Source organism: Paenibacillus sp. FSL H7-0690, assembly GCF_037980415.1.
Lineage (GTDB): Bacteria > Bacillota > Bacilli > Paenibacillales > Paenibacillaceae > Paenibacillus_AQ > Paenibacillus_AQ odorifer.
This window is the reverse complement of the sequence record NZ_CP150281.1, coordinates 3046776-3063837: the sequence shown is the minus strand read 5'-3', so window position 1 is coordinate 3063837 and position 17062 is coordinate 3046776. Positions and strand designations below refer to the sequence as shown.

Below are 17062 nucleotides of genomic sequence, written 5' to 3'. Positions count from 1 at the left end.
TTCTCGGTCCGAAAGTTTCTGCGCGAAATAAACTCCATCTGAGCCCACATACTTCTGCGCAAACCAAACTCTATCTGAGCCCACAAACTACTGCACGAAATAAACTCTATCTGAATCCACAGGCTTCAGCACGCTCCCCTCCCATTCTTTGTTTAGTTTGTTCAAGTTTGCTCGTTCGAGTTGCTATCGGACCCAGTTGACTCTATTCGCTGCTTTTCCCCACTTTTGGTGTGCTATCGGACTCCATGGAGGCTATTGGCATAAAAAGTAACATATATAGAGCTATTCTTGAGGAATAGCTGCACTGGTGTCCGAAACTACTCTGAAAAAGCTTAATATTTGCAAATAGCGTCTTCTGGGTCCGAAAGTTTCTGCGCGAAATAAACTCCATCTGAATCCACAGGTTTCTGCACGAAATAAACTCCATCTGAGCCCACATACTTCTGCGCAAACCAAACTCTATCTGGATCAATATACTTCAGCACGATACAAACTCCATCTGAATCCACATGCTTCTGCATGATCCTCCTCCCATTCTTTGTTTAGTTTGTTCAAGTTTGCTCGTTCGAGCTACTATCGGACCCCATTGACTCTATTCGCTGCTTTTCCCCACTTTTGGTGTGCTGTCGGACCCCATGGACGCTATTGGCATAAAAAGTAACATATATAGAGCTATTCTTGGGGAATAGCTGCACTGGAGTCCGAAACTACTCTGAAAAAGCTTAATATTTGCAAATAGCGTCTTCTGGGTCCGCAAGCTTCAATAGAACATCAATTCGAACAGCAAAACGCAAAAAAGCGATCCTCCAGTTATTGAAGAATCGCTTTTTAGGTAACTAATAAGTTCCACTTTGCCAAGTTCATTTTCTAAACGTCCTTCTCAGCTATAATCCCTGCGCCACTCCGCTTTCCAAGTAACCTCTCCTAAGCACTATTTCATAGCGTTTTTCTCCACAAATTCATTCTTCGTCAATCCAAACAACAGTAAGTCTAAATACTGTCCATTTGTATAAATAACTTTACGGCGCACGCCTTCTTGAACACAACCCACTTTTCTAAGCATAGCTGCTGAGGGTTCGTTACCTTCGAGCGTACATTCGTTAAACTTGTTGAGTCTAAGCTCCAAAAAAGCACACTTCAACAGGATGTTGATAGCTCTTGTCCCATACCCCTTACCTCGATGGTCTCTATCCACTTGCACGCCTATACTGAACGTACCATTTTTCTCGTCTATGCTATTAAGATTTACTCCACCCACATATTCACCATTCAGATTTTCGATCGTAAACATCAGTCGCTGTGATGAGAATTCTGCAAATGTGAACAGATCTTAGTCTTATTTTCTCATCCTGCCAAAAATAATGACTGTAATCTATCTCTCTCATCTTATACCTCCGAGTCAATAATTTAGAGATTATGATAACACATCTACAGGATTATATTGGTATAGTATTTTTAAAATCAACTTTACGGTTAAAAAGCATAGTATTATATATTCATAAAATGCGAATCCCAAAATCATCTGAAATAGAGGTATATTCTATGAATGAATATCAATTGATTAGCGATTATAAACACATCGATAAATATAAGCTTAGCTTCAATTCTTTAGCCCAATCAATCTTTGGTATTGATTTTAAACCTTGGTATGAACAAGGGGGCTGGAATGACAAATATATTTGTTATTCCTTTATCGATGAAGATCACGTCATTGCGAATGCATCTATTAATAAAATGACTATTCTCATCAACAAAAAAGAATACAACGCCATCCAAATTGGGACGGTGATGACACATCCTGATTATCGTATGCAAGGTTTATCCCGAAAATTAATAGACCACATTATCGCTAAGTACGAACATGAATACGACTTCCTCTACTTATTTGCTAATGAGCGCGCTTTGGATTTTTATCCTAAATTCGGGTTTGAACGCATGCAAGAAAGCAGCTTTTCACTTAACGTTGCTCATCTTAGCAATCAGCCAACTACAACCTACTCTGTGCGGCCTTTATCTATAGGTAACCCCGTTGATTTTAGCATGATCAAAAATTTTGCAGTCAAAAGAACACCGGTATCCTCTGCGCTAAGTGTGATAAATAATGAACATCAGCTGCTGTTTTATTTTATTCTTCCTTTTCACGATTCCTTTTATTATATTGAAGAGGCTGACGTTATTGTGATCTTTAAACATGAGGATCATCAGCTTCATATTTTTGATATTATTAGTACAACAAGTTTTGATATCAACACAGTATTGAAAAGCATTATTTCTCCGGATACTGAAGTTATACATTTTTATTTCACACCAGATTATCCAATCGATCAAGTTAAGGCAGAATTAATTTCCCAGAGTGAAGATACCTTATTTATACGTCCGTTATTAAAAGAACTCCCTCAACATTTCATGTTTCCTATTACCTCTCATGCCTAGTTAACAAAAAAAAGGCTGCCATCTGGCAGCCTTTCTTAGTCGTGCATAGGAATATACATACTCTGTATCTCTTGTACTCCAGGGACAAATCCTAGATTTAAATAAACAGACTCCGCGTCATTACCTTCCATGACATATAACCTTAGGATCGGATACTTATCTTTCAGGAGATTAAGTCCTCTTTTCAACATCAGTGTAGCAATCCCTTTTCCTCTGTAAGCAGGTATTACACCAATACTGTAAACTGCTGCGTAATCATCTTGTAAACCCAAGAGACAATTCGCAATTAGCTGTCCCGATTTCTTATCATACACAAGCGTGGACGCTGTAAGTAATACTTCATTTGTATAATTTGGTTCTTCACTTGGGATAAAATCTTCATAAGCGAATTTTTTTCTCCTTGTTGCCTCAAGACTTCCATCGAAGCTCGCATAGTTACATTCGGCGATCTGCTCTTCAAGAATAAAACGTTTAGCGCCCATTCCATTATCTTCGATCTGAGGACTTTCAATCCTTAACTCTTTGTTCCATTCGACCTCAAAATAATCTGTAGGACGGTGCATCCAACGGCATCTGAACTCATCAGGCCAAAACCCTGCCCGCGCAAATAATTGAACCTGGTCTGGCAGAACCTCGAAGGTTTTTATAGGTTTTGTTCTATCCGACCAATAAATCAAAAGCTTTTTTAATAGCTTCAGCACCACAAATGTATCGTTAAACGGTGGAATAACAAATAAATGATATATCCGGTTAGGCGACATCCTTACTCCACCTATTTTAGACTCGCCTTTATAGATCCAAAAAGCGTTTCTTTGGGCAGAATTGAACCTTTCTTCTTTAAAAAAACCATTATATTGCATATTATAATAAATGGAACAATACAGTCCCCATTCTTCCGACTCTGCCTTACGAATAGAAAAATCATTATTTAAGTCATATGAAATCTCGTAATCAGACCATGCCATTAATTGCATTTACATTTCCTCCTCGCTAGTCCTATCACCTTCTGTATTCCATAGTATCACTTCTTAAAGTAAATGTTTGGTAATAAACTGTTATATTAGTCTTTTGCCGATTTAAAGCAAATGCTTTTCTTTTATCTTAGAAACGGCTTTACCTGGTTTTTAACCTCTAACTTTTGATAAGCTTGACGGACCATCAGCATACGCGCGAGTGTGATTTGTTCGTATTCCCGGGCAACATTAGGTTTATCATTTGCACTAATATGCCTTTTCGTTAGCCATTCATCACCGCTACTTAACGGTCCTTGCGAGAACTGAATTCGAATATATGCAGCTTCCAGCAATCTTTCCCTGCCAGGAGAATGATATTGCTTAAGTTCCGCAATAGCTGTCTGCAAAACCTCCGCTGCATCTTCCACATGACCCATTGCTTTTAACATTTTAGCTTGCAAAATAACCCCTGGCACCCACACGCTCACATGCCTCGTGGAAATACACATAACAAGCGCTTTGTCCAGTTGGACATTTGCATCTTTAAGATGATTCCGTTCATAGAAAAGATCCGCCAAAAATACAAAACCATGTCCTTGTAACGTTTACTATAGATGCAAATCTCTCTGTGCCTTCCCTGTTTTGGTCCAATAGCTCAACGAACGTATCCACGTCCCCCTGATAAAATGCAACCGAAGCACGATACAGATCCAACCGCATTTGAATTACTGCTTGCTCTTTTTCCGGAATAATAAATTCCTCTTCCATGAAAAGTTCAACCTTTTGTAAGAAGCGTTTGGCATCATCTGATCGTCCAGCGACAGCCATCGAACTCGCTTGAAAATAAAACAAATCAGGGTGCACAATCTATTTTTGATCGGCAACTTATCTAATAAATCTAGCAATGAAGATTCATCGCCATCTTTGATAATTGAATTGAAAGGCCTATCCATACATGATGCAGAAAACGTATAATCCTCTGCCTCAAAAGCATGCTGGATAGCTTCCAAGACCAGCCCTTCCTGAAAAAGAGCGGAAGGCAAGAATCAAACCCGCTACCCATCCATCTGTTTTTTGCTCGAACAAAAATAACTCATCTTGTGAAAGCTGCTCGCTCAAGGATTGAGATTGTAGCTCATCAATTGCGTCAAATGTAAATCTCAGATCATCGTTACTTAATTCTAGTAGTTCCTGTTGTGCTCTTAGGCGGGATAAGGCGAGTGGCGGGAGGGTTCTACTCAATATTACAAGCTTCACATTAGCCGGAAGATGTCCGATGAAAAAGCCCATACTTTCATGAATCGATTGATTCGTAATCGCATGATAATCATCCATTATAAGTGTAATAGAGCCTGGAAGAGAATGCAGATCGTTTAATAAAAGAGGAATCGCAGTTTCTACTGAACCTTCACGAACAGACTGGATAAACAAATCCAAGCGATTTAAAAAGGGGCGAAAGATTCTCTCAATTGCAGCATGCAAATTTAACCAGAACCGTACAAGATGGTTATCTGCAAGCTATGCAACCTCATCGGAATGAGTACGAGCCCATTCGGCCGCAAGTGTCGTTTTTCCGAATCCAGCTGAGGCGGCAATAAGCGTCACTTTGGCACGATTTTCATCCATGAGTTTAGACATTAATCTTATGCGCTGAACATAATAAGGAGCCTGTTTTAACCATCTATTAAGTAGTAACATAACATTCTAGCTTTCTGACATCCAATCTCAAAAAAAAGACCGCCAATTGGCAGCCTTTTCTCTAATATATTCTCGAGCATAACCAAAAAGCTGAACCCACTGCGATAATGCCTGCCATAGATACAAATAGGACATACCCTTTCTTTGTTCTAGTAACGGTGTGTTTATCATAAAACTCTGGTTTTCGAACGATTCCAAACCATAGATCAGCAATTAAATTCACGACTACTAAAGAAAAATTCTTTAATTTACTCATGTTATCTCTCCTTGTACATGTTTGGATTCATCTCTAACCTTTCAAGCTCTGAGCAAAACCTGACCTCCATGAAGGGTAAGATGGACTCCATCCGTAATCCATTCGAGCTTTTGTATTGGACGCCCCCCGTTCCCAGCCTTCTCTGCCCATTTGCAAAGGAGGTCTAGGAGCTCCCAAGATTTCAGAAAAAACAGGCACCCAATCTATTCCTCGCGCAGGTTCATTGTCCACAATATTAACTGGACCAGAAGGCCAGTTCAGAGCAAGCGCCGCCGCGTTAGCTGCATCCTCCACGTGAAGGAATGACGTAACCGCTTCTGTTGCAGTCAGTCTCCCTTGTCGAATTTCTTCTGTCATTAATCCCGCAGTATCATACCAAGTCCCTTGGCCGTACAACATTCCGTACCGCAAAATCACATGATTAGGAATTTCTGCAACTGCCTTTTCAAGTGAGCGGATACCCTCAATGGTTCTCATCCGGGATTCAGAAGCATTAGTATCTAATGGAGTATTCTCCGTGGCAGGTCCCTCACCAGCTTCATAAGCCCAAGAGATACTTTGAGCAATAATCTGTTTAACCCCGTTTGTCAGTGAAGCATCGACAATATTTCGTGTTCCTTCTATTCTTATCCTTGAATTATCTGCAAAATTCCGCTGACTTAATGAAGTCAGCTGATGAATTACCACTTCAGGTTGGGCTGCTTGAATAGCCGCAAATATAGACTCACGCTCATACACATCCGCGATTACCGCTTGTGCCCCTAAGCTCTCAAGGATTGTTTTGTTTTCTTCTTTATGGGTCAGACCGATAACCTCATGCCCCGCTTGTAGTAACTTAGGAAGCAATGACCGTCCAATCACACCTGCAGCACCTGCAACAAAGATTCTCATCTATTCCCTCCTTTTCGCTGTGCTGTATCTTATGGCATAGCTAGAGACAAAGCATAATTTGAATGATTATCCATATGATACCACATATGCAAAAAAGACTACACCTCACAGACTATTGCTAAGAGGTGCAGTCTTTGATTTGTTTCATTTTATAAAGTGTTTCATCCAAAAATAGCAGCTTGTCTTTTATAAAGATCTTCCAATACTAAGCAAGCCATTGCTTCAACAACCGGCACGATTCTCGGACAGATACATGGATCATGTCTGCCCTCCGTTTTAATCTCAACTTCTTCACCATTCGTGTTTATGGTCTGTTGAGTAACAGAAATCGAGGATGTAGGCTTTACACTTATTCGAAAAATAATCTCTTCTCCTGTGCTGATTCCGCCTATAATCCCGCCGGAATGGTTACTAAGAAATCCATCCTTATTCATCGCGTCATTATGTTCACTTCCAAGCATAGAGGCCGCTTCGAATCCAGCTCCAAACTCTATTCCTTTTACAGCACCAATAGATAACATCGCTTTAGCTAACTCTGCATCCAATTTATCAAATACGGGTTCTCCAAGACCCGGAATAACCCCTCTAATCCGACACTCCACGATACCTCCGCAGCTGTCTCCAATCGAAGCTAAGTGTTCAATTTTTTTAATCATTTCAGCTCCAGCCTTAGCATCACAGGCGCGGACTGCATTTTGTTCAATAACATCTTCATCAAAGGTTTGACACTTAATCCCTCCGACCTCTTGCGTGTAGGCTAGTACCTCAACCCCTCTTCTTTCGAGCAGTTTCCGAGCGATCGCTCCGCCAGCTACTCTTGCCGCTGTTTCCCTGCCAGATGCCCGCCCACTGCCTCTATGATCGCGAATTCCATATTTCTGCAAAAAAGTATAATCCGCATGGCCGGGTCTAAATGAATGCTGAATATCGTTATAGGCCTCCGGTTTCATATCTTTGTTGTACAGAACTACAAAGAGTGGAGTTCCGGTTGTTTTCCCTTCGAATATTCCTGATTGTATTTGCACCACATCATATTCCTTACGCGGTGAAGTTACAGAGGACTGGCCTGGTTTCCTTCTATCCATCTGTTTTTGAATATATGCTTCATCAATTTCAACATTAGGTGTAACTCCATCCACTATGACCCCAACCGCTGCACCATGTGACTCTCCAAAGGTAGTAATCTTAAATACTTCTCCAAATGTGTTACCTGCCATAATATTCAAACCTCCATTGCCGACTCTTTTATTATTTATATATCCAAATTATAATAAGATTGTTGCAATTAATGAAATCACATTTTCAACAGACTGTCATAGAGGTGATCTATATCAAATTCTTTAACCTTGAATGGTATCGTATTTTTTTATATACGGCTCGTTACAAAAATCTAACAAAGGCTGCAAATGAATTGCATATTACACAGCCATCCGTAAGTTATGCCATTAAACAAATGGAGGATTCTTTAGGCCTCAAATTATTTCATCGTTTATCTAAAGGTGTAGAGCTAACCGAGGAAGGACGGGCGTTATTGGAATATGTTGAGCCCTCTTTAGTCATGCTGGATTCTGCACAAAAGCATCTTCATAATCTAAAGCAATTAAACGAGGGAGAAGTTCGGATTGGAGCAAGTGATTCCCTTATAAAAAATCTTTTGCTGCCGCAATTGAACGCATTCCACAAACAATATCCCGGCATACGAATTCGGCTATCACACGGAAAAACGCATGAGATCACCAAACGTTTGAAAGAAGGCGAAATAGACTGTGCGCTCGTCCATATGCCTATTGACGATCCACAATTAAGTATTCAGACGCTTGCCACCCTTGAGGATTGTTTTGTAGTGGGACGAGCCTTTCAGGAACTGGCAAACCGTTCGCTTACGGCAAAAGAACTTGCAGAGTTACCTTTTATTTTATTATCCCCAGAAAGCAGCACCAGACTGTTTGTTGATCATTGGTTTGCTGGTAAGCGGTTGTCCGTTAAACCAGATATAGAGCTGGGCAGCATCGATTTACTCTCTGAATTTGCAAGACTTGGTTACGGGGTAGCCTTTATTAGCCGTTCTTTTGTAATTGAGGAGATTCAAAAAGGAGAACTTTTCGAGTTGCAATTAGATGATCCCCCTCCACCCCGGAATATAGGCTTCGCAATCCATCGCGATATGAGGTTATCCGTGGCAGCTGATTCTTTCGTCCGCATGCTTCGCATCCTTGATTAAGATCGTGCAAGGTAGCAGCACATAAGGACACTCCGGAACGGGGCATGTGCTTAGCAACCATAAGGGCGCTGCGATACGGGGGGATTTCGTAGCTGCAAACCAGGAGCGTATACTCAGTAGGATAAGGACACAGAGTCCGGGTGCGCTTACGTAGCAATATAAGGACATAGTGGAACGATGCACGTACGTAATAGTAAAAGGACTCTAGGGAACGGTGCAGGTACGTAACAGCATTAGGACACAGCGGAACGATGCACCTCCAACAAAGGTCACCGTGATCGGGTACGCATAGATAGCAGTACAAAGACAGCACGTGCGTAGTAGTATTAAGGACACTGCGTAACGGGGCACGTTCAGAGTTGCAATCCGATACGAATACTCTGTAGCATAAGGACACGTGACCGGGTGCGCTTACGTAGCAATACAAGGACAGCACGTGCGTAGCAGCATAAGGACACTCCGAAACGATGCAGGAACGTAGTAGCAAAGGACACAGCGGACCTTAACCGCAATATTATTCAATATTTGGAGCCCTATCGGACCCCATTGCAGCTATTGGCATAAATAACAGCAAATATGAGCCTCATTCTATAGAATAGCGTCCATGGAGTCCGAAATCCTGCTGCAAAGACCAAAAATTAGCCAATAGCGTCATCTGGGTCCGTACACCTCAGAAGAGGATGAGCAAAGGGGGATTCCGGGAGGCGCGATGGACTAAAAATACAAAAGGAGCGATTCTCCATTAAATCGGAGAATCGCTCCTTGTAACCTTTTACCGCTTTTAAAGCAGGTTATTATAATGTTATATTTTATCGCGGTTGTAGACTTCAGCCGTCCGATCCGCTCTGTTAGCCATCGAATTTCCTAGTCTAGTGTCTTCGTTATAGACGCCTTCGTAACGCTGAGTATTCAGCGAACGGTTACCGCGGAACACATCATGTGCTTGATAGCCGCGTCCATTATCATCGACTAGTACAAGGATTTTGCCGCTTTCCACATAACCTTCGTACTCTTTAGCCTCATCCTCAGGAATACCGAGTCCGATCAAGCCGCCGACTAATCCACCTGCGCCTGCACCAACTGCTGCACCTGTAAGGGTTGCAACTATAGGCCCTGCCGCCAGAATCGGTCCAATCCCCGGAATCGCCAATGCTCCGATCCCTGCTAATAGTCCGGCAACGCCGCCAACTACACCACCTGTAGCAGCGCCTGTTGCTACTCCTTCTGGAGCTTTTGTGCCTGTATCCTCTGAGATGTTTCTAAGCTCATCACGATCACGTGTGATTACTGATATTTCATCATTATTAAATCCTTGATTGTGAAGTCCTTCAATTGCTCTGGTTGCTTCTTGTTCTGTGTCGAAAATACCTACGATTTTTTTAGTCACTTGAAGCCCTCCTTAGTAATTGTCTTCGCTAGTAATTACCCTTTAAACGGGAGACCAAACATCTAAGGAAAAATTTCAAGAGCATATGTAACCATAAATTATTTTACAGGACGTGTACGATTAGTCGGAATAGCCTGTAATGGGTCATCTGGCCAATAGTGCTTCGGGTACCGTCCCTTCAGATCTTTTTTGACCTCAAAATAGGTCCCCCGCCAAAAACTTGCTAGATCAGAGGTTACCTGCACAGGTCGTCTAGCTGGTGACAAAAGATGCAGCAATACTGGCACTTTTCCCCCTCCAATTCGAGGTGTGTCCAGCTGTCCAAACATCTCTTGCAATCTTACTGCCAATACCGGGGCAGCAGGATTAGTATAATCTACAGGCACACGCGAGCCACTAGGAACAGATATATATGTAGGTGCCTCCTTTTCCAGCATCTGCCGCTGATTCCAGTCTAACATCCCCTCAAGCGCTCGCGCTAACGGTACACGCTGAAGGTCGCGGAGGTTCCTCATACCTTGCAGATATGGCAAAAGCCATTCATCCAACGTAGCAATTAAAGCAACATCTGATACATCCGGCCAATCTGAACGTAAGGTATGCATAAACATCAAACGTTCGCGAAGCTGTATGGTTCCCTTCTCCCACGGTAGGATTTCAATGCCATCTGTAGCGATGACACTTAATAGTACATTTGCCATTTCTTCCGCGGAGGGTCTTTCATGTGAAGTTTCTTTTAAGACCAACGCGCCGAGCATTGTGCGACGACGTTTCTTCACACTTCCACTTTCTTTATCCCAATACACATCCGCTTCCTCGGTGATGCGGTCTGCATGATAGGAAAGCAGTTGTCCTTCTTCTATCTCAGCTGCCAGCATAATTGCGCCCTGTGTAGCGCGATCATCGATCGAAGCAGCTACGATATAAGATGACCGGGCCAGCGGTTGCCCTTCCCGCATGGCCGCCCCCCGACCGGAGGAGAGCAGAAACGCACCATCGCCGCGTTTCTGCCCGATCCGGTCGGGATAGGCGAACGACAGAAGCAGCCCGCAGCGGCTGATGTCGTTCACGTTCTCGCCCGGCGCGGCTTGCAGCTGCGGGAAGTGGCGGCTCTCGCGCAGCACAGCGCGCAGAGCCGCCGGGTCCGCTCCGCCGCTATCAGCGGAGCGCTCGAACCGGAGCAGCGCCTCAACGCGGAGCGTGAGGTCGCAATCTAGGGCCGCGGGACCCTTGAAAAGGTCCCGCTCTTGCAGCAGCGCCGCCAGCCGGCAGGCGAGCGGTGCTGTGCCAAGCTCTGCCGCGCGCAGCAGCATATGCGCGGCTCGCGGGTGCGCGCCAAGCGCGGCCATGCTGTGGCCGTGCGGCGTAATAGCGCCGCCGGCGTCCAGCGCGCCGAGCTGGCGCAGCAGCGCGGTGCCCTGCGCAAAAGGCGCAGCGGGCGGCGCGTCAAGCCAAGATAGCGCGGCAGGATCGCGCACGCCCCACAGCGCCAGCTCCAAAGCGAGCTGCGCAAGGTCCGTCTGCATAATCTCCGGCACATTGTCATCCGGAAGTCGATTATGCTCCTCCTGACTCCACAGCCTGTAGCACACGCCTGGGGCTGTCCGTCCGGCACGTCCCCGCCGTTGATCCGCTGAGGCTTTCGATACCGGGACTGTCGTCAGACTTGGCATTCCTGTGCGTGGTGAGAATATCTGTGTACGGCGCTGCCCTGTATCAATCACCGTTCGCACGCCTTCAATCGTTAGACTTGTCTCAGCGATAGAAGTCGCGAGCACTACTTTTCGTTCACCTTGAACAGATGCAGCCACAGCTGCATCTTGGATATTTTGTGGCAGCTGGCCATATAAAGGGCGAATTACCATCTGCTCTGCCAAGCTTCCATTTTCCAACTCACTTTGAGTTCTGCGTATTTCTCTTTCCCCCGGTAAAAAGACGAGAATATCTCCGGGTTGTTCAGCAAGCGCACGTCTCACAGCAGCTGCAGCAGTTTTTTCCAGTGGAAGATTCCCAGTAGTTGGCACATAGATTGTTTCTACAGGATAGGTTCTGCCCGGACAATTTACTACGGGCGCATCCCCTAGTAAAGCAGACACCCGCTCACTGTCCAAGGTAGCTGACATGATAAGAATCCTTAGATCCTCCCGCAGCACAGCCTGTGCTTCCAGTGTAAGGGCAAGTCCCAAATCCGCATGAAGACTGCGCTCATGGAACTCATCAAAAATAACTAAACCCACATCACCCAAAGAAGGATCGCTTTGCAGCATTCTCGTTAATACTCCTTCAGTGACTACAACAATCCGCGTATTTTTGCCTACTTTAGTGTCATTCCGCATCCGATAACCTACCGTCTGTCCAACACTTTCTCCAAGGCAGGATGCCATGTAAGTGGCGGCAGATCTAGCAGCAAGCCTTCTAGGCTCTAACATTAAAATGCTTTTACCCTCCATCCAAGGCTCGTCCAAAAACGCCGGAGGCGTTCCTGTTGTTTTGCCTGCACCCGGTTCAGCGATAAGTACTGCTGCCTGCGCAGTGTTAAGTATGTTTTTCAGGTCAGGAAGCACCTGTATAATCGGAAGCTGTTTCATTCTATCTCTCCATCGTCTATAATCATATGTTATAATTTTCCTTGAAGTTATCTTAGATCATCTTCATCATGTGTGAAAAAACCTTAAAGATCAAGACTTACCAATCATACCCTCTATAATATTAATAAGGAGACTTACTATGATATTCGTAACAAAAGCTACAATTTCAGATCTACCCATGCTCACCAAAATAGACAGCAAGATCATTGGCAATGAAAGCCGCAAATCGAAGATTGAAAAATATATCAAGCATGAGCAGTGTTACGTAGCATCACATAATGGAACGTTTGTAGGATTTGCTTGCTGCGATACCACCTTTTTCGAATGTTGTTTTATTCAGCTGGTCATTGTGGATCCTGAGTTCAGACGCCTAGGCATAGCCAAAACACTCCTTAGCTACATCGAGGAACAATGCCCCACCCCCAAGCTTTTCACCTCCACCAATGAATCCAATACGATCATGCAGCAACTATGTCTTTCTCAAGGGTTTGTTAAAAGCGGAGTCATTGAGAATTTAGATGATGGCGATCCGGAATGGGTATATTTTAAACAAATTAGATGAGTATACATGTTTAGTTACACATAACAAGCAAAAAGGCAGCTCTTCTGTCTAAAACGACCAAGAGATGCCTTTTTATTTTACACTATTTTTTCTGATGTCCAAATGACTGTAGGCATTTAGGCAGTAACGTAACCAGCGTTATTCCTCTTCCTTTATCATCTGTTCGTGTATTTGAGCACTGTATTGCATAAAAGCAGGGTTACTATCCAAGCCGCGTTCACGCAATAACTCCTGTAGACGCAGTCTTTTCATAGACAGTTTTGACCGCAAAGCCTTGCCCTCACTGGTTTCTGCACTTCCGCTATTATGACAAGCCGCTAGCAATCCTTCCAACGTAACACATTCAGCTCGCAGAGAGATTTCCTCAGGCACCAGTCCGGAGTTCTTCATGATTTTAAAAGACATCCGCAATTCTTCCGGCACACCCGATAAATCCTCGAGCTCCAGCGGCTTGCCATGCCCAGGTAAATCTCGAAATTCCCCGTTACGCATAGACTCCTGAATCCGCTGCTCAGCTAACCAAGACATCATCCCCATATACGCAGCCTCCTTCACCAATACCACACTATTAACTACCCTGCCTAAGCAAAAGTAGATTTTACGGAATTGCGTTAATTTTAGCATAAGAGACTTAGGATTTGCATCAAGGTGCCGGAATGCTTTCTCAGATCTTTCCTATGCTGTTAACTATAGGGATGGCGAGCTATTTACTCAAATGCCCCTTGCCCTCCTCGCACAGTTGAATAGCTCAGACTCTGTAACTATCGTACACAATGCATATTCTAAGCCCATAACCGCAATGTCAGCATACACTGGCCACCGTGAAACGTTTGGACCCAGGAGCCCTTGCTTGTATACTACATCCTTTATTACACATTCATTACACATTCATTACATCTTCGTCGCATAGATCGTTCGGACTCAGCAGCCCTTATTTCACAAATTTAGTCCTTTTCGCTGTACTATCGGACTCAGTTGCACCTATTCGCTCAAACACACCCTACTTTTGTTCAAAAACGCGGCAATAAGCGCTATGCGGTCCGATATGTTCAAAATACAAACCAAAAACACCAAATAGCTGCAATACAGTCCGATCCATTAGCGAATCCAGGTCTCCGCAAACCGATCGAACCCAGTAGCTCTTGCTCATATACTACATCCTTTGTACCTTCATTACATCTACGTCACCATTGATCGTTCGGACCCAGCAGCCCTTATTTCACTAATTTAGTCCATTTCGCTGTACTATCGGACTCTGTTGCACCTATTCGCTCATATACGCCGTACTTTTATTCAAAATCGCAGCAATAAGCGCCATGCGGTCCGATACTTCTAATAAACACACCAAAAACTCCAAATAGCTGCAATACAGTCCGCAACGCCGATGCATTCTCGCTACCATGTAACGTTCGGACTCAGATGATCTTATTTCACAAATTCAGGCTTATTCCCTCTGCTATCGGGCCCAGTTGCACCTATTCGCTCAAACACACCCTACTTTTGTTCAAAATCGCAGCAATAAGCGCTATGCGGTCCGATACTTCTAATAAACACACCAAAAACGCCAAATAGCTGCAATACAGTCCGCAACGCCGATGCATTCTCGCTACCATGTAACGTTCGGACTCAGATGACCTTATTTCACAAATTCAGGCTTATTCCCTCTGCTATCGGACACAGTTGCAGCTATTCGCTCAAACACACCCTACTTTTGTTCAAAATCGCAGCGATAAGAGCTATGCGGTCCGATACTTCTAATAATCAAATCAAAAACTCCAAATAGCTGCAATACAGTCCGCAACGCCGATGCATCCTCGCTACCATGTAACGTTCGGACTCAGATGACCTTATTTCACAAATTCAGGCTTATTCCCTCTGCTATTGGACACAGTTGCAGCTATTCGCTCAAACACACCTTACTTTTCTTCAAAATCTCAACAATAAGCGCTATGCGGTCCGATACTTCTAATAAACACACGAAAAACTCCAAATAGCTGCACTACAGTCCGCAACGCCGATGCATCCTCGCTACCATGTAACGTTCGGACTCAGATGACCTTATTTCACAAATTCAGGCTTATTCCCTCTGCTATCGGACTCAGTTGCAGCTATTCGCTCAAACACACCCTACTTTTCTTTAAAATCGCAGCAATAAGCGCTATGCGGTCCGATACTTCTAATAAACACATCAAAAACGCCAAATAGCTGCAATACAGTCCGCAACGCCGATGCATCCTCGCCACCGTAGATGCTACTGTTTACTTCCGCCATTCATCATTCACTTATCCCTCTCTTCACTCCCTTTCCCCGTCATGCGTACTTATCACCTTCATCACTCCATTTTCACCCTCATCACGCACTTATCCCTATCTTCAATCCCTTTTCCCCGCCAACACTAACTCCGCGCCGTACGCAAATCGAGCTTGTGGACTTGCTTGTGACCTTATTTCTCCCGCTATTTTATTGCCCTCTATTCCCTATAAGTTACGCTTCAAGCCTGATCGTGCAATTAACACAGGCGATTGCTATACTCTTTCTAATGAGCCTCAACTCAATAAAAAAAGGACTACCGCAGTAGTCCAAAGGAGAAATATAAATGTTAGCTAACATCCAAAAAGAAGATCAACATTATGTCGCTCGTTTCGAACGGCAATTAAAGCATTCCGCAACTGAGATTTGGTCCTATTTGACCGAAAATGAGAAGCTTGCCTTATGGTTCTCTGAATTACAAATCGAGGACCTGCGTGAAGGCGGACTTATAAAGTTTGATATGCAAAACGGAACGTTTGTGGATATGGAAATTACCGCGCTGCTGCATCAATCTATTTTTGAGTTTACTTGGGCTGAGGATCTTGTTCGTTTTGAGTTATACCCTAATTCAGAAGGCTGTTTACTCGTCTTAAACGAAACACTACAAACGCTTACCCCGCATACCCCACGTGATCTCGCTGGCTGGCATGTTTGTCTAGAAGTGTTCCAGCATCTTTTGGAAGGCACGACGCTGGAGTCACGGAAAGACGAATGGAATAAATGGTACGAGCAATACCGGGAAGCGATCTCGAAATTAGGATAACAAGGACTCCGCGCCGTCAATCACGATTTGCGCACCTGTAATATGGATAGATTCATCCGAAGCCAGAAAAGCAACGAGATCAGCGACATTATCCGGCTTGCCCGGTCCATCTGCCAAGGGTTGCGCTCCATCAGGGAATTCAATCGGAATGACGATTGCTTCAACATCCTCGCTCATTTCAGTGGTTTCATCTATATTCGTAGCAATAGCCCCAGGGCAGATCACATTCACACGAATCTTAAACTTAGCAAGCTCGAGAGCTGCCATTTTGGCAAAAGCCACCTGTCCAGCTTTGGTAGTGCTATAAGTAGACCACCCAAAGCTGGCAAATCTAGTGTTCCCATTAATGGAACTAGTAATAATAATACTGCCTTTCCCTCTATCTTTCAGATGAGGAATAGTATATTTTAGAGTCAAAAAAGTCCCCGTCAAGTTCACCGACATCGTACGCTCCCAGTCGCTCAAGCTTAGTTCTTCTATCGGACCCACAGCGCCATTAATTCCCGCGTTAGCGAATACTACATCCACGCCTCCGAATTGTTCCACCGTACAACGTACGGCTTCCTCCATCTTTTTCTCATCCGAAGTATCTACCTCTAAGGCTAGCGCACAATCTTTTCGAAGCTTATTAAGCTTTTCTGCCAAGGAAGAGGTTCTTTCAAGATTTAAATCGAACAATGCTACATTTGCACCTTCCCGCGCCAGCTTAATAGCGGTAGCACGGCCAATTCCCGAGCCCGCTCCGGTTATAATCGCTGTTTTTCCAATAAATCTTTGTTTCTTAGATATGTTTGGGCTCATATGTAATCTCTCCTCTAATGTCTGTAAGATAAGTACTATGGATCAAGATTACCCAAATAAACCTGTAATGGAATCATCTCGTTCATAAATCTTCAGAATTTAGGCACGCCGCACAAAAAAATCTCCCCATTCAATAAGATGAGCGGAGAGTTTGTTTCGAATATTTTGATTTTTTTGATTGTTTCGATGTTCGATGTTC

19 protein-coding genes are annotated in these 17062 nt (G+C 43.9%); 4 read left to right on the top strand and 15 right to left on the bottom strand.

Going from position 1 to position 17062, the window contains the following annotated elements; translation table 11 throughout:
• Positions 1 to 332: 332 nt before the first annotated feature.
• Entirely contained in the window at positions 333 to 521 is a 189-nt protein-coding gene (locus MHI32_RS13505; RefSeq protein ID WP_340012524.1) for a hypothetical protein, read from the bottom strand.
• A 410-nt stretch (positions 522 to 931) separates the two neighbouring features.
• Positions 932 to 1291, bottom strand: a complete 360-nt coding sequence (locus tag MHI32_RS13500; RefSeq protein WP_248548169.1) for a GNAT family protein — start codon at positions 1289 to 1291, stop codon at positions 932 to 934.
• A gap of 251 nt (positions 1292 to 1542) precedes the next feature.
• On the opposite strand from MHI32_RS13500, the gene MHI32_RS13495 reads away from it, so the two are divergent.
• Positions 1543 to 2433 carry a GNAT family N-acetyltransferase gene (locus tag MHI32_RS13495; RefSeq protein WP_076183777.1) on the top strand — a complete coding sequence of 297 codons (891 nt, stop codon included), beginning with the start codon at positions 1543 to 1545 and terminating at the stop codon, positions 2431 to 2433.
• 35 nt (positions 2434 to 2468) lie between these two features.
• Here the strand turns inward: MHI32_RS13495 and MHI32_RS13490 are convergent, their stop codons facing one another.
• The 7 genes from MHI32_RS13490 to aroC form a co-directional block, all read right to left on the bottom strand.
• Positions 2469 to 3407, bottom strand: a complete 939-nt coding sequence (locus MHI32_RS13490) for a GNAT family N-acetyltransferase (protein WP_340012523.1) — start codon at positions 3405 to 3407, stop codon at positions 2469 to 2471.
• A gap of 122 nt (positions 3408 to 3529) precedes the next feature.
• Entirely contained in the window at positions 3530 to 3964 is a 435-nt protein-coding gene (locus MHI32_RS13485) for a hypothetical protein (protein WP_340012522.1), read from the bottom strand.
• Positions 3945 to 4214 carry a hypothetical protein gene (locus MHI32_RS13480; RefSeq protein WP_340012521.1) on the bottom strand — a complete coding sequence of 90 codons (270 nt, stop codon included), beginning with the start codon at positions 4212 to 4214 and terminating at the stop codon, positions 3945 to 3947. Before MHI32_RS13480 ends, MHI32_RS13485 begins: the two co-directional genes overlap by 20 nt.
• Before the next feature lie 156 nt (positions 4215 to 4370).
• Positions 4371 to 4868: a hypothetical protein gene (locus MHI32_RS13475; RefSeq protein WP_340012520.1), complete on the bottom strand. Its 498-nt coding sequence runs from the start codon at positions 4866 to 4868 to the stop codon at positions 4371 to 4373.
• Positions 4869 to 5145: 277 nt separating this feature from the next.
• Positions 5146 to 5340, bottom strand: a complete 195-nt coding sequence (locus MHI32_RS13470; RefSeq protein ID WP_076126143.1) for a hypothetical protein — start codon at positions 5338 to 5340, stop codon at positions 5146 to 5148.
• Positions 5341 to 5373: 33 nt separating this feature from the next.
• Positions 5374 to 6231 carry an NAD(P)-dependent oxidoreductase gene (locus tag MHI32_RS13465; RefSeq protein ID WP_076280747.1) on the bottom strand — a complete coding sequence of 286 codons (858 nt, stop codon included), beginning with the start codon at positions 6229 to 6231 and terminating at the stop codon, positions 5374 to 5376.
• Between the two features lie 161 nt (positions 6232 to 6392).
• Positions 6393 to 7448 (bottom strand): chorismate synthase, encoded by a 1056-nt coding sequence (gene aroC / locus MHI32_RS13460; protein WP_076126139.1) that lies wholly within the window; start codon positions 7446 to 7448, stop codon positions 6393 to 6395.
• A 71-nt stretch (positions 7449 to 7519) separates the two neighbouring features.
• Between aroC and MHI32_RS13455 the strand changes: the two genes are divergently transcribed.
• Positions 7520 to 8452, top strand: coding sequence for a LysR family transcriptional regulator (locus tag MHI32_RS13455; protein WP_076218037.1), 933 nt, complete (start codon positions 7520 to 7522; stop codon positions 8450 to 8452).
• A gap of 802 nt (positions 8453 to 9254) precedes the next feature.
• Here MHI32_RS13455 and MHI32_RS13450 read toward each other — a convergent pair.
• Both MHI32_RS13450 and hrpB read right to left on the bottom strand, forming a co-directional pair.
• Positions 9255 to 9839, bottom strand: coding sequence for a general stress protein (locus MHI32_RS13450; RefSeq protein ID WP_076126136.1), 585 nt, complete (start codon positions 9837 to 9839; stop codon positions 9255 to 9257).
• A gap of 98 nt (positions 9840 to 9937) precedes the next feature.
• Positions 9938 to 12427 (bottom strand): ATP-dependent helicase HrpB, encoded by a 2490-nt coding sequence (gene hrpB, locus MHI32_RS13445; RefSeq protein ID WP_340012519.1) that lies wholly within the window; start codon positions 12425 to 12427, stop codon positions 9938 to 9940.
• A gap of 139 nt (positions 12428 to 12566) precedes the next feature.
• Here hrpB and MHI32_RS13440 point away from each other — a divergent pair, with 139 nt between their 5' ends.
• Complete coding sequence (locus MHI32_RS13440; protein WP_076280750.1) at positions 12567 to 12989, top strand: GNAT family N-acetyltransferase; 423 nt, start codon at positions 12567 to 12569, stop codon at positions 12987 to 12989.
• A gap of 138 nt (positions 12990 to 13127) precedes the next feature.
• Here the strand turns inward: MHI32_RS13440 and MHI32_RS13435 are convergent, their stop codons facing one another.
• The 3 genes from MHI32_RS13435 to MHI32_RS13425 form a co-directional block, all read right to left on the bottom strand.
• Complete coding sequence (locus tag MHI32_RS13435) at positions 13128 to 13526, bottom strand: DnaJ family domain-containing protein (protein ID WP_076218040.1); 399 nt, start codon at positions 13524 to 13526, stop codon at positions 13128 to 13130.
• Positions 13527 to 13989: 463 nt separating this feature from the next.
• Positions 13990 to 14139 (bottom strand): hypothetical protein, encoded by a 150-nt coding sequence (locus tag MHI32_RS13430; RefSeq protein ID WP_175619945.1) that lies wholly within the window; start codon positions 14137 to 14139, stop codon positions 13990 to 13992.
• 977 nt (positions 14140 to 15116) lie between these two features.
• On the bottom strand, positions 15117 to 15260 hold the full coding sequence (locus tag MHI32_RS13425) for a hypothetical protein (RefSeq protein ID WP_339173866.1): 144 nt from the start codon (positions 15258 to 15260) through the stop codon (positions 15117 to 15119).
• A gap of 325 nt (positions 15261 to 15585) precedes the next feature.
• Here MHI32_RS13425 and MHI32_RS13420 point away from each other — a divergent pair, with 325 nt between their 5' ends.
• A complete protein-coding gene (locus MHI32_RS13420) occupies positions 15586 to 16062 on the top strand; it encodes an SRPBCC family protein (protein WP_340012517.1) in 477 nt (158 codons plus the stop codon).
• On the opposite strand, the gene MHI32_RS13415 is transcribed toward MHI32_RS13420, so the two are convergent.
• A complete protein-coding gene (locus MHI32_RS13415) occupies positions 16054 to 16863 on the bottom strand; it encodes an SDR family NAD(P)-dependent oxidoreductase (RefSeq protein ID WP_340012516.1) in 810 nt (269 codons plus the stop codon). The two genes, MHI32_RS13420 and MHI32_RS13415, sit on opposite strands and share 9 nt — an antisense overlap.
• Between the last annotated feature and the right edge of the window lie 199 nt (positions 16864 to 17062).